The organism is Nitrospirota bacterium, from assembly GCA_040757335.1.
Lineage (GTDB): Bacteria > Nitrospirota > Nitrospiria > 2-01-FULL-66-17 > 2-01-FULL-66-17 > JBFLXB01.
In genome coordinates, this window is the sequence record JBFLXB010000002.1 from 85372 (window position 1) to 98321 (window position 12950).

Here is a 12950-nt window from a genome sequence, read left to right on the forward strand (position 1 = left end):
CAAACTTGAACTGGCAATTTCAAAACTCGGATAATTGATTCTTGATCGAGATGTCACAATAGCAGTTCCTTTCAGAATTGAAACTTGAATAGATCATCTTCCTTGTCAAGGAGGCAGGAGATATGAAAGTAGGAATCCTGGCAGGCGGACATGGGACCAGACTTGCGGAAGAGACAGAAACGAAACCAAAACCAATGGTTGAGATCGGAGGACGACCGATTCTGTGGCATATCATGATGATCTATGCGCACCAGGGCTACAAGGACTTTGTAATAGCTCTTGGATACAAGGGCGAGATCATCAAGAGGTATATGTTGGACTACTGCACGCTATCCAGTGATGTGACAGTGAATTTAGGCAGTGGGAGCGTAAAATATCACGACGGGAACAAAGTGGACTGGACGGTAGATCTTATCGATACGGGCCTCCACACCCAGACCGGCGGGCGGATTAGGCGCCTTGCGCCCTATGTCGGCAAAGAAACGTTCATGGTTACCTGGGGAGACGGAGTGGCGGACGTCGATCTCAAGCAACTATTGGCGTTCCACCGTTCTCACGGGAAGCTCGCGACCTTGACAGCCGTTCGGCCACCGGCACGATACGGGCATCTGAAACTTAACGGTGACAGGATCTCAGAGTTTTCAGAAAAGCCGCAGATTGGCGAGGGGTGGATCAATGGCGCCTTTTTTGTCCTCGAGCCTGGAGTGTTCGATTATATCGCCGGGGACGACACGCAATGGGAGAAGGAGCCAATGGAAAACCTCGCGAGAGACGGCCAGCTGATGGCCTACAAACATACCTCGTTTTGGCAGTGCATGGACACGTTGCGCGAGAAACACATCCTGCAGAACTACTGGCAGAGCGGGAAGGCCCCCTGGAAGATCTGGGAGTAACCGGGACCGACTGAAGGCAGAGTGTCCGCAAAGTCTGGACGTCTGACTCGAAGGAGAACACGATGAGAGTGCTTGTGACAGGGTGCCTAGGATATATCGGGACGGCTCTGGTGCCGATGATGCAGAAAAGCGGCATCGAGGTGGTTGGTCTGGACTCGGATCTCTATAGACGGTGCACATTCAGCGGATCGCTCCCGGAGCTTCCGATCATCAGGAAAGACGTCCGGGACGTGATCCAGGACGAGCTTGCAGGGTTTGATGCGATCTTGCATCTGGCGGGCCTGTCCAATGATCCCCTGGGGGACTATCGCCCCGAGCTGACGGACGAAATCAACGCGAAGGCGTCGATCGCATTAGCCCGCATGGCCAAATCCGCAGGGGTGAAGCGGTTCGTGTTTGCGTCGTCTTGCAGCAACTATGGTGCGGCAGGGGCAGAGTTCCTGACCGAAGAGGCGTCGTTCAATCCTGTGACGCCCTACGGGGTTTCCAAGGTGAAGGTTGAGGCGGCGTTGGGGAAAATGGCAGATGAGAACTTTACCCCGACCTATCTCCGGGCTTCCACGGCTTATGGCGTATCGCCCCGCATCCGGTTCGACCTGGTAGCCAACAATCTGACTGCGTGGGCGTTTACAACGGGCCGGGTGTTCATCAAGAGCGATGGAACACCGTGGCGGCCGATTGTCCATATTGAGGACATCTCCCGTGCCTATATTGCCGTTCTGCACGCGCCGCGGGAAGTAGTCCATAACGAAGGCTTCAATGTGGGTACCACCACGGAGAACTACCAGATCCGTGAAATAGCCGACATCGTCAAAGAGGTTGTCCCGGGCTGCAAAGTCGAGTATGCGGCGGATGCCGGACCGGATAAGCGGTGTTATCGCGTGGACTGCAACAAGATTGCCAGGGTGCTTCACGAGTTCAAACCGCAATGGACGGCCCGGAGGGGAATCGAACAGTTGTACGAGGAGTACAAACGGGTCGGCCTGACGTTGGAGGAGTTCGAGGGGCCGAAGTTCATGCGAATCGCCCACGTAAAGAGCTTGATCAAAGAGGGGGTTCTCGACGAGAGCCTGCGTTGGCGCGGCGAAACCGCTAAAGGCCCTCGCTGAGTGCGCACGTCAACTCGTTCTAGACGGCTCTGGGACCGGCAAACGCTGTGTGGCGTCATCATCCACGAAATCACCTTAGAGGTCTGATATGAAAAAACACGATGCGTCCTGTCGCCTGTGCCGGACGAAGGGACTCGACATCTTTCTTGATTTGGGGAATATGCCCCTGGCGGATCGGCTGTTGAATGACGAGCAGCTTCTTCAAAAAGAGCCCAAATTCCCTCTCCAAATGGCGTTCTGCTCGAGCTGCGGTCTGGTGCAGATCCTGGAGACCGTTGATCCCCAGGTGCTGTTCCGAGACAACTATCCGTACTATTCCTCCTTCTCGCCCGCCTTGCTTCAGCATTCGCGCGACAATGTGATGGAACTCATTCAGGCCAGGAGCTTGAGTGCCAAGAGTCTGGTGGTGGAGTTGGCAAGCAACGATGGGTACCTCTTGAAGAACTACCGGGAGATGGGAATCCCCTGCCTCGGAATCGATCCAGCGGAGGGTCCGGCGCGAGCCGCGGAGGCCTCGGGTGTCCCGACGCTCTGCGACTTCTTTACAACGGACCTCGCAAGCCGGTTGGTGACCCAAGGCAAGTCGGCCGACGTCATCCACGCCAACAACGTTCTGGCGCATGTGGCTGACACCAACGGTTTTGTGGAAGGAATCCGCACCCTGCTGAAGGACGACGGGGTGGCGGTGATCGAGTTCCCGTACGTGAAAGATCTCATTGACCACGTAGAGTTCGACACGGTCTATCATGAACATCTCTGTTATTTCTCGGTCGTAGCCGTGGACCGCCTGCTCCGGCGTCATCGCCTGTACCTGAACGACATCAGGCGCCTTCCGATTCATGGCGGGTCGTTGCGGCTCTACGTCGGAAAACACGAAGACGTTCGCGATTCGGTCCAATCGCTGATGGCGACCGAAAGGCAGGAGGGGGTTGATCAGCTCTCGTACTTTAAAGACTTCGGTGTCCGGGTTGAAGCCCTTAAGAAGCGGCTGCTGGCAATTCTGGCAGACCTCAGAGCCCAGGGGAAGCGAATCGCCGCGTACGGGGCCGCGGCGAAAGGGACGACACTGATCAACTACATGGGAATCGGAAAGGACCTGATTGATTTTGTGGTGGACCGCAACACGTTCAAACACGGACTTTATATGCCGGGCCAACACATACCGATTGCTCCGGTAGAGAAGCTGCTTGAGGCGCTTCCGGACTACGTGCTGGTTCTGGCCTGGAATTTTGCGGACGAGATACTCAAGCAGCAGGAGGCGTACCGCAAGAACGGCGGAAGATTCATCATTCCTATTCCGGAACCGAGGGTCGTCTGAAGTCTACCGGCGGAAGCCGTTAGAGGTATCGCTTGAGGAGGATTCGCGTGGATGCTGCGTCGGGACATATCTGCCCCGCCTGTGAACAAGGGGAAATGTCGGTTTTCTACGAACTCAGGGATTTCCCCGTTCACACCGTGCTCAATATCGCGGCGAAAGCGGAGGCGTTTGGCTTTCGGCGTGGCGACATCGTACTGGCGTTCTGCCGCGATTGCGGGTTCATCACCAACACTGCCTTTAAGCGGGAGTTGCTCGAGTACGGGGCGGACTGTGAGGAGTCGCAGGGGTTCTCGCCGACATTCAGGTCTTTTGCCAGCGGGTTGGGTCACGAGTTAGTGGAACGATACCAGCTCAGGGGGAAGACCATATTGGAAATCGGTTGTGGAAAAGGAGAGTTTCTCTCAATGCTGTGCGCGTATGGGCACAACCAGGGGGTCGGATTTGACCCGGCGTATGTGGAAGGCAGGCACGAGCCCATCGAAGGCGGGAGTGTCCGATTCATCAAGGACTACTATTCCGAGAAATATTCCCAGTACCAGGCCGACTTCGTTTGCTGCCAGATGACGCTGGAGCACATCCATCAGGTCGGCCCATTCATTCACATGGTGCGGGGGGCGATCGGGAATAGAGGGTCGACGGTGGTGTACTTCCAGGTTCCGGATGTGACCCGTATCTTGCGGGACTGCGCCTTCGAGGATATCTACTACGAGCACTGTTCCTACTTCAGTCCGGGATCTCTGGCGCGCCTATTCCGTAAAAATGGGTTCGACATTCTCGACCTTCGCACGGAATACGACGGACAGTATTTGATCATTGAAGCTCGAACCGCGGGGGCTAATCCGAAGGGCGTGACCGCCATGGAGAATGACCTGGCGCAGCTCGAGGGGTACGTGTCAACCTTCTCCCGGAGAGTGAAGGAGAAGCTGTCATCTTGGCGCAAGAGCCTGGACGGTCTGACTGGGAAACGGAGCGTGGTCTGGGGGTCGGGGTCGAAGGGTGTGGCCTTCCTGATCAATCTTGGACTCGACAAGCTGGTCGAATATGTGGTGGATATCAATCCGCACCGACAAGGCATGTTCATGCCGGGGACCGGGCACGAGATCGTGGCGCCGAGCGCCCTTATGACGATTCGGCCGGATGCGGTCATCGTGATGAACCGCGTCTATGAGCCGGAGATCAAAGCGGAACTGCAGAAGATGGGGCTGAACCCGAAGGTGCTCTCGCTATGACCAGCCCAGAGCCCGCCTCCCAGAAGGGCCCGCCTCCCGATTCTGCGTTCGCCCAGCAGCCAAGGGCCATTCCCGGGGCTTCGGATGGAGGGTGCGTCGTCTGCGGTTCCGGAAGTGTCTGGACCTTTGCCGAGATGAAGGGCGTGCCCGTGCACAGCAACGTTCTGGCTGCTTCTCGGGCGCAAGCACTCCAGGTCCCCACAGGGGATCTGGAGATGCGCTGTTGCAGGGATTGCGGGCACGTGTACAACGCGGCGTTTCGGCCCGAGCGGATGACGTACACTTCGGACTACGAAAACTCGCTCTTTGTCTCTCCCACGTATCGAGCGTATGCCGAGGCCCTCGTCGCTGACCTGATCAAGCGGTTTGGTCTTCGGGGTAAGCGGGTGGTTGAGATCGGTTGCGGTTCGGGCGAGTTTCTGAAACTGCTCTGCGACCAAGGAGAGAATGACGGCATCGGCTTTGATCCCAGCGGGCTGGCGGGTCGTTGCATCGAGGGCCATCCAAAGATTCGCTTTGTGCGCGAGCACTATACTCCCAAGCACGCGGATGTCGACGCCGACTTCCTGTGCTGCCGGCAGGTGCTGGAGCACGTGCCCGCGCCTCGGGCCTTTCTTCGGGAAATCAAGAACGCACTGCCGACACGGAAGAGAGTTGGCGTGCTTTTCGAAGTGCCTGACGTGTTGTTCATGCTCGAGGCGCACAGCAGTTGGGACTTCATCTATGAACACTGCTCGTACTTTTCAATGTCATCTCTGAACCGGTTGTTCGCGATGGCCGGGTTTACGGTGTTGGATGTTTGGAGGGCCTTCCATAATCAGTTTCTCTGCGTCTGTGCAGAACCGCTTCGCGAAGGGGCGGTGGCGAAGGGAGCAACCGCGGAGTTCGATCCGCACGAGGTGGTGCGCAACGCGCAGGCCTTTGCCGAGGTGTTTCGAGAGCAACGGCACGCCTGGAATCAGACCCTGCGATCGTATGCGGAGTCGCGAGCCAAGGTCGTGCTCTGGGGCGCGGGATCGAAGGGGGTGACATTCCTCAACGTCGTGCAGAGCAGCCGCTCGATCGGGTATGTCGTCGACATCAATGACCAAAAGTGCGGCAAATTCATCCCTGGAACTGGACAGCGGATTGTCTCCCCAGGTTTCCTAAAGGAGCATCGACCGGATGTCGTGATCCTCATGAATCCTGCGTACGAGACGGAAGTGAGAGCAACCCTTGCGGGGATGAAGATCAACCCGCGGATTGTGGCGGTCAGTCAGCCAGCGCTGGCGTCGTAACCTCGTTGCGCCCTGGCACAGCGCTAACCATCCCGAACAAATCAGGAGGGAAGGCCATGGCTGCTCCCATTTGGAATATGACAAAGGACAGATCAGGTCGGTTCACGACGTGGGTCGATCATCGGCCCAACAAGCGGTTTGCGATCTTTGACCCCAACACCCCCAACAACGCATCCGATGACTTAGTTCTCGACAAGGAGACAGGCCTGGTGTGGACCCGTGACGCGAACCTCCACGGCCAGCGCAACTGGCTCGATGCCAGCACGGTGTGCAGAGAGTTGGAGCTTGGAAACCGGATGGGTTGGCGTCTGCCGGCCATCGAAGAACTGGCCAGCCTGGTCGATCCCAGCCAACAGGATTTGGCGTTGCCCTCCGGTCATCCGTTTGTCAACGTCCAATACGGATCCGGCGTTCCGGCATACTGGTCGAGCACCAACTACGAAAACCCCACAGGCGCGGCCTGGTTTGTGAATTTTTGGCGTGGGGCTGGTCCTCACCTCGCCGGGCTGGGGAACAAATCGCTCCCGGGTTTTGTGTGGCCGGTGCGTGGGGGTAGGGGAGGAAACAGTTGGAACTGGTAACAGGCCGCCAGGCCGTGCGACCCGCCGACCCGGCCAACGCGGGCAGCCGCAATCCGACCATTTGCCTGCTCGGTGCGTCGTTCGGAACCGGGAACATGGGCGTGAGCGCCTTGACGGCTGGTACGATCAAAGCGCTCTTTTCCCAGTTCCCCCACGCGGAGCTGTTCCTGCTCGACTATGGCAAGGAACGCAAAGCGTACATCGTCGACGTGTCGGGCAAGAAGGTCGCCGTCCAGCTCGAAAATATCCGATTCTCGAAGAAGGTGTTCCTGAGAAACAATATCGCGCTGCTGCTGGTGTTGGCGTTTGTCGCTCGGGCAATGCCGTTCGAGAAGTTGAAGCACAAGATCATCTCTGGCAATCCTTGCTTGAAGCGCCTCTCAGAGGCCTCCGTGGTCGCGTCACTTGCAGGGGGGGACAGCTTTAGCGACATCTACGGCCTTGGGAGATTCATCTACGTGGCGTTGCCACAACTCCTTGCGTTGTTAGTGGGCAAGAGGCTTGTCTTGCTGCCACAGACCATTGGTCCGTTCAAGGGAGCGATCGCACGCAATATCGCAAGGCACATCTTGATGAGAGCGGATCTCATCTATTCTCGGGATTATGACGGTCTTGACGAGACGAGGAGCCTCGTAGGAGCCGGGAGCAACGGGAGCCGCAGGGTCAGATTTTGCTATGACGTTGGGTTTGTCGTGGATCCGGTGAAGCCGGACAACGCGAATCTTCCAGAGCATGATCATCAGCGAGACGTGAGGCCTCTGATTGGGCTCAACGTCAGCGGGCTGCTGTGGATTGGTGGGTATTCACGCGACAACATGTTTGGGTTGAAGATCGACTATCGGACCTTCATCGCAGATCTCATCGACTTCATGGTCCGAAAGAAGGATGCGATGGTGATGCTCGTTCCTCATGTTTTCGGCACAGGCGGGGAGAGCGATGCAGTGGTTTGCAGTCACGTGTATGCAGCTCAGAAAGCGCGCTACAATGAACGGCTGCTGATAGCCAGCGGGGAGTACAACCAGAGCGAGATCAAATACGCGATCGGATTGTGCGATTTCTTCGTTGGATCGCGAATGCACGCGTGCATTGCGGCGCTTTCCCAATGCATTCCAACGGTTTCGATCGCGTACAGCCGGAAGTTCGTTGGTGTTATGAGGACCATCGGAGTTGGGGAGCTTGTGGCCGATCCTTGCACGCTGGAGAACGAGCAGATCTTGACGGTCATCGACCGGGCGTTTGACCAGCGAGCGGTTCTAAGAGCACGTTTGGAGCAGACGATGCCGCGGGTGAGAGAAACTGTGCTCAATCTGTTTGGCGGTATCGGGGACTGTGGAAAAGGAGCGTAGGTCCTGAAACTCCGCGATGTCCAGGATGTTGTGGAGTGGGGGCTCTGCATCGGCTGCGGAGCCTGCGCCTACGTCTGTCCAGAGAACATCACTCTGGTCAACGTGGTCAGCCAGGGAATCAGGCCACGCCTTGCAAAGAGGCCGTGTGAACAGTGTGACGAGTGCTTGCAGGTTTGTCCCGGCATCACTCTCTCGCATCAGCCCGGATCAAGCTGGAACCAAGTCATCCCCGACTTGAAGGGGGGCTGGGGTCCAATTTTGGAGGTCTGGGAAGGCTATGCGGCTGATCCGGAAGTCCGATTCAACGGATCATCCGGAGGGCTGGCCAGCGCGCTTGCGCTCTATTGCATCGAGAAGGCCGGGATGCACGGTCTCCTGCACATCGGCCAGGATGACAGTGCTCCGTTACGTAACAAGACATTCTTCAGTACGTCTCGAAAGGAAATCGTGGCGCGGACGGGGTCGCGCTACGCGCCGGCTTCGCCCTGTGACGGTCTTGCAACGATCGCGGGTGTACCGGGTCCATCTGCCTTCATTGGCAAGCCCTGCGACGTTGCTGCGGTCAGGATGGCGCAGTCCCTGAGGAGCGAGCTCGCCGAGAAGATCGGCGTGACCATTGGGTTTTTCTGCGCCGGGACTCCGTCGACCCAAGGGACCATGGACCTGATCAGATCCCTGGGAATCGCTCCCGACACGGTGGAGGAGATTCGCTACCGCGGACGGGGATGGCCGGGACGATTCTCGGTCAAGCTGAAGGGTGAACAGCAGCCGCGGGAAGTGATGAGGTACATGGATTCGTGGGGCTTTTTGCAGAAATACCGACCCTATCGCTGCCACCTCTGCCCGGACGGAACCGGCGAGTTCGCGGACCTGGCGTGCGGCGATCCTTGGTATCGCAATATCAAAGAGGGGGAACAGGGCCACTCGCTCGTGCTTGTGCGGACCGAACGCGGCAGAGAGACCCTAAGAGGGGCAATGGATGCCGGATATGTGATCCTGAAACCGGCCGACCCATCGATTCTTGAGGCGTCGCAAATAAATCTGCTCCACAAACGGGGGGCAGTTTGGGGTCGCGTGCTGGCTATGAGGATGTTTGGGATACCCACGCCACGATTTGAGGGATTTTCGTTGTTCCGAAACTGGCTGCGCCTGTCGTTCAAAGACAAAGCGCGTTCTGTTCTCGGCACCGCCAGGAGAATTATCCTCCGTGGCTACTTCAGGCCGCAGCGGGTGCACACGGCGTTGACGATCTTGCCAACTGACTCTCGTGAGACCGACGCTTAATACCGACATCCTGATTGTTGGGGGTGGAATCATTGGCCTCACCATCGGGCGAGAATTGTCCGTCAGGTCGCCAGCGACGAGTATTACGTTGATTGAGAAAGAGCCTTCTGTCGGTGCGCATGCAAGCGGGAGAAATAGCGGTGTTCTCCACGCCGGGTTCTATTACTCGCCCGACAGCCTGAAAGCAAGATTCACGGTCGAGGGCAATCGCCTCTTGACCGACTACTGCAAACAGCATCAGCTCAAGATCAATCAATGCGGGAAGGTTGTTGTCGCAAAAGACGACAAAGAGATCGAGTTGTTATACGAGCTGAAGAGCCGAGGGGAGAAGAACGGTGTGGCCCTCCAGCTGGTCGACGAAGCCGAGCTTGCGAAAATCGAGCCCAATGCCAGGACGCGCCGAGCCGCTCTCTTTTCGCCATCCACCGCCACCGTCAACCCGAAAGAGGTCGTTGCGCATATCGCGGAATCGCTCAAGGGCAAGGTCAGCATCCTCCTGAATGAGCGACTTGAGCGCAGGACCGACGACACTACGGTGGACACCACCAGTCGGCGAATTCGCTTCAAGTATTTGGTCAATGCCGCCGGACTCTACGCGGACAAGATCGCCCAGCAGTTCGCCGTCGGCCGGCAATACACAGTCGTGCCCTTCAAGGGGCTCTATATGCAGTACAGCGACAATAGCTTGATCGGTAAACACATCTATCCGGTCCCGGATTTGCGGATGCCATTTCTCGGAGTCCATTTCACCAAGACCGTGGACGGAAGGGTGAAGATCGGCCCCACGGCGATTCCTGCGTTCTGGCGTGAAAACTATCGAGGAGTGGAAAATTTCAAATTCACGGAGTTTCTGACGACAGTGTTCCACGAAGCGGGCCTGTTTATCTCGAATCACTCGAACTTCAGAGTGCTCGCTCTCGAGGAGATCAAAAAATATTCCGGAACGTATCTGAAGGATCAGGCCTCTCTTCTCGTCAAGAAAATCGACATACGGCGATTCGGGGAATTCCTGCAGCCTGGAATCAGGGCCCAGCTGGTTGATACGACAACACGATCGCTCGTGATGGATTTTGTGGTGGAACATCGAGAAAACTCCACTCACGTTTTGAACGCGGTGTCTCCTGCATTTACTTGCTCGTTCTCGTTTAGCAGATTTCTCGTTGATGAGATTGAAAAGAGGTGGGTCAGATGACGGGAACCCACACACGGCTTGCCAATTCAAGGACTTGGGCCTGGCTACGTTTTGCCGTTGTGCGAGATCGTCCTAAAGTTGGTAGCGGCTCCTGACGTCAGTTGACTTGGAGATTGGAAGGCGCAGCAGGAGGGATACTAGCAGAGCTAGAGCTATATTCGAAAGCGCCTATATCCCATGTGCCGTCGACGCCAAATTTTGTTCCTTCCATATCTACCGCATAATATAAAGAAAGATCCATACCTATGTTTCTCGGATAGCCACTCCCTGTCGTGCTAACAATACGATAGTCGTGGCCAGCCCGATTGACAAATGGGTTAGGTGATGTCAGTGCCAGATTGTTCGAGCTTGCTCCGCAGCTTCCACCACTGGAGTAATAGAGCAAGTTGTTTCGGAATTCAGAACCAGGTCCGCAGTACGTCGATCCGCCATAAGTGACGTTGACAACATTATCAAATGTGTTGTTAAAAATTTTGAGGTTTGGCACCGTAGACTGTATCTCAATAGCCTTAAGGTTCCCGCTGTCGAGATCATAAAAAATGTTGCCATAAATCTGCCAATTGCTGGCTCCTCCGCCTTGCTCAAAAAAGATCCCTTCGCCGGTACCATTTGTTTCTTTATGAAAGTCAGAATATCTGACGATTCCGTCCTTAGCGCTCTGAATGTAAATGCCGTTTGGATGAAAAGCTTGCCAGTTTACGGCCATTAGATTGTACATTTCTATATATTCGAATATACTGCCATCTGCCCACACGTTGTAGGCACCGGACTCCCAATTCCAGATCTTCATATGGCTAAACGTGTTTCCTGTGGAGAGAGTCGGAGAGGCAAACGGTGTGACATCTAATCCCCGGCCATCACCGGAATAAGTGACCTCGCCAGGTCCTTGAATATCGATATACTCAAACGTATTATAATCAGCATCGGCGCCATCGATAAGTGCTATACCTGCCCCTGCAGTGGCTCCTGAGAAATTGATATGCCATCCGTGACTTCCACCGCTTCCAGTAGTCCTCCCAGATACCGTTATGTAGTCAATGTCGCCATTTACCACAATGCCGGCCCGCGTTTGTGTGACCGTCGAATCAAACCCAGCGGACCAACCTGATGCTCCAGCGGAGTCCGGAGCGTCGGCCCTTGCGCGGCGAATTGATAACCTGGAATTGCTGGTACATTTCTTTTGGAGATTAAGGTCTTGAGTATACATTCCACCAGCGATCCAGATGGAATCGCCACATGACACGGACGCCCAAGTGATGCCTGAGAACCCGTCATAGGCATTGCTCCAACTGGTCCCATCCTCCTTCCCATATGCTCCACCATTGGGTCGGACATACCAGTTAGCGGCTTGTACGTCTATAGTGTGAAAGAGGAGTGTTAAAAGAGTTACAAAGAAAAGACGTATCATCGCACACCTCCGTTTTCTGTCTTGAGTTCTTCTGGGTTGTTTGTTGGCGAAACTTTCGTTTGTAGGGCTGGCCCCCTCGCGAAAGAAAACCCAATCGATCTTCGCAGCGATGACATAGTGGATGGCTATCGCGCGGCGTCTCTGCGTGTTCAGCAACACCTTGAGAAAGAGATGCCAAAGTGAGTGATTCAATCGACCGTTTTAATTGCCTCATTTGACATTGGACTTTCACTTCCCTGCAAATTAACAGCCGTAACTGCGAAGTGGTATGTGCCCGGCGCAAGACCTGCTACCACGTAGGAGATTTGGTTCGGGTTGAGCACTGAGATCAACTGGCTGTCAGCCGTTGTGACCGGCGTTGTCTGGCTATAGTAGATTTGGTATCCCGCCAGATCTGTCAAGGGTGTGCCGTCTTGATTGGTGGCGGGTTTTTCCCAGGAGAGCGTTGCGGAGCCGACACCTGCTGGGATGGGGTTCGCTGGGGGGCTCCCGGTGCTTCCCCCTCCGCCCCCACATCCGGGGGCTGTGAGGAGGACGGAGAGGACGGAAATGAGGCCGAGGAGACGTGCCCCGTGCCTCACGGTCGTTCCGTGGATTGCTGCACCCGCTCTCAGAGTCCGTTTCATAACTGTCGGCACCCCATCGTTTGGGTGGCCATCGCCCGCCCGCTTCACCGGCACTTTGGATGGCTCACCAGTCTCGTTCGGGATTAGCAATACATGTGCCGAAAGATCCGCCAACACCAACTGCTCATAGTATATTGAAATTGCTGAATTTAGCGATCGTCAGTCCCGCGAGTTGTTGCCAGAAATCCGGCAATATCGCCGAAATCGAGTTCACATCACAAAACTGAGATTTCGCAACCGTAACTAAGCAACGATATGTCCTTGCTGCGAAGAAGTCAACGATGACGCTCTAAGTTTAGTGGTTCTATACATGAGGTCTTCCGATCACGGGCCAGTCTGTTTGCAGGGGAGGGGTGCGTCGACGACCGGTTGTCGTTGTCCATGTCTGCGCGGTTTGACTCCGCCGGGAGCGTTGTGTACTCTGCGGCCTCAGCGGTCTTCGGATTCCGGCGGCGGATTTGGTCCATGCTCGGTCGCAAAGTGAGAGCAGAATTCCGAATCGGTTCAGCGTTCCTCGATTGGTGAGCCCCACGACGCTGCGGGTTTCGAGACCGCTCCATCGCTCTGTGGGGGGCGCGCGGTCGACTTCGTTCAGGCCCACGCGGTCGGGGTCATCAATCCTCTGCCCGACGATCATCTGGTGTCTGCTCTTTGGCGTTGGCTTGCCGGCCATTGTGGAGACGCGAC

Annotated in this window: 11 protein-coding genes and 1 pseudogene; 10 read left to right on the forward strand and 2 right to left on the reverse strand. The window is 56.0% G+C overall.

Features of this window, described 5'->3' with window-relative positions:
• The first annotated feature begins 122 nt into the window (after positions 1-122).
• The 10 genes and pseudogenes from rfbF (at position 123) to lhgO (ending at position 10229) form a co-directional block, all read left to right on the forward strand.
• Complete coding sequence (gene rfbF, locus AB1451_02430) at positions 123-893, forward strand: glucose-1-phosphate cytidylyltransferase (protein MEW6681764.1); 771 nt, start codon at positions 123-125, stop codon at positions 891-893.
• Between the two features lie 62 nt (positions 894-955).
• The gene (locus tag AB1451_02435) at positions 956-2002 is read left to right on the forward strand and encodes an NAD(P)-dependent oxidoreductase (protein MEW6681765.1); all 1047 of its coding nucleotides are present in this window, start codon (positions 956-958) and stop codon (positions 2000-2002) included.
• A gap of 88 nt (positions 2003-2090) precedes the next feature.
• Positions 2091-3320, forward strand: coding sequence for a class I SAM-dependent methyltransferase (locus tag AB1451_02440; protein MEW6681766.1), 1230 nt, complete (start codon positions 2091-2093; stop codon positions 3318-3320).
• A 95-nt stretch (positions 3321-3415) separates the two neighbouring features.
• On the forward strand, positions 3416-4549 hold the full coding sequence (locus tag AB1451_02445) for a class I SAM-dependent methyltransferase (GenBank protein MEW6681767.1): 1134 nt from the start codon (positions 3416-3418) through the stop codon (positions 4547-4549).
• Positions 4546-5826 carry a class I SAM-dependent methyltransferase gene (locus tag AB1451_02450; GenBank protein MEW6681768.1) on the forward strand — a complete coding sequence of 427 codons (1281 nt, stop codon included), beginning with the start codon at positions 4546-4548 and terminating at the stop codon, positions 5824-5826. Before AB1451_02445 ends, AB1451_02450 begins: the two co-directional genes overlap by 4 nt.
• A 56-nt stretch (positions 5827-5882) precedes the next feature.
• A complete protein-coding gene (locus AB1451_02455) occupies positions 5883-6407 on the forward strand; it encodes a DUF1566 domain-containing protein (GenBank protein ID MEW6681769.1) in 525 nt (174 codons plus the stop codon).
• Positions 6395-7753: a polysaccharide pyruvyl transferase family protein gene (locus tag AB1451_02460; GenBank protein ID MEW6681770.1), complete on the forward strand. Its 1359-nt coding sequence runs from the start codon at positions 6395-6397 to the stop codon at positions 7751-7753. Before AB1451_02455 ends, AB1451_02460 begins: the two co-directional genes overlap by 13 nt.
• A gap of 30 nt (positions 7754-7783) precedes the next feature.
• Positions 7784-7921 (forward strand): annotated as a pseudogene (locus AB1451_02465) (4Fe-4S dicluster domain-containing protein).
• A 90-nt stretch (positions 7922-8011) separates the two neighbouring features.
• Positions 8012-9037, forward strand: a complete 1026-nt coding sequence (locus tag AB1451_02470; GenBank protein MEW6681771.1) for a Coenzyme F420 hydrogenase/dehydrogenase, beta subunit C-terminal domain — start codon at positions 8012-8014, stop codon at positions 9035-9037.
• Positions 9021-10229, forward strand: coding sequence for an L-2-hydroxyglutarate oxidase (gene lhgO / locus AB1451_02475; protein MEW6681772.1), 1209 nt, complete (start codon positions 9021-9023; stop codon positions 10227-10229). The genes AB1451_02470 and lhgO overlap by 17 nt, the downstream gene beginning before the upstream one ends.
• A 97-nt stretch (positions 10230-10326) precedes the next feature.
• Here the strand turns inward: lhgO and AB1451_02480 are convergent, their stop codons facing one another.
• Together AB1451_02480 and AB1451_02485 are read right to left on the reverse strand one after the other, a co-directional pair.
• Positions 10327-11283 carry a hypothetical protein gene (locus tag AB1451_02480; protein ID MEW6681773.1) on the reverse strand — a complete coding sequence of 319 codons (957 nt, stop codon included), beginning with the start codon at positions 11281-11283 and terminating at the stop codon, positions 10327-10329.
• Positions 11284-11825: 542 nt separating this feature from the next.
• Complete coding sequence (locus AB1451_02485; GenBank protein MEW6681774.1) at positions 11826-12263, reverse strand: fibronectin type III domain-containing protein; 438 nt, start codon at positions 12261-12263, stop codon at positions 11826-11828.
• Positions 12264-12950: the final 687 nt, after the last annotated feature.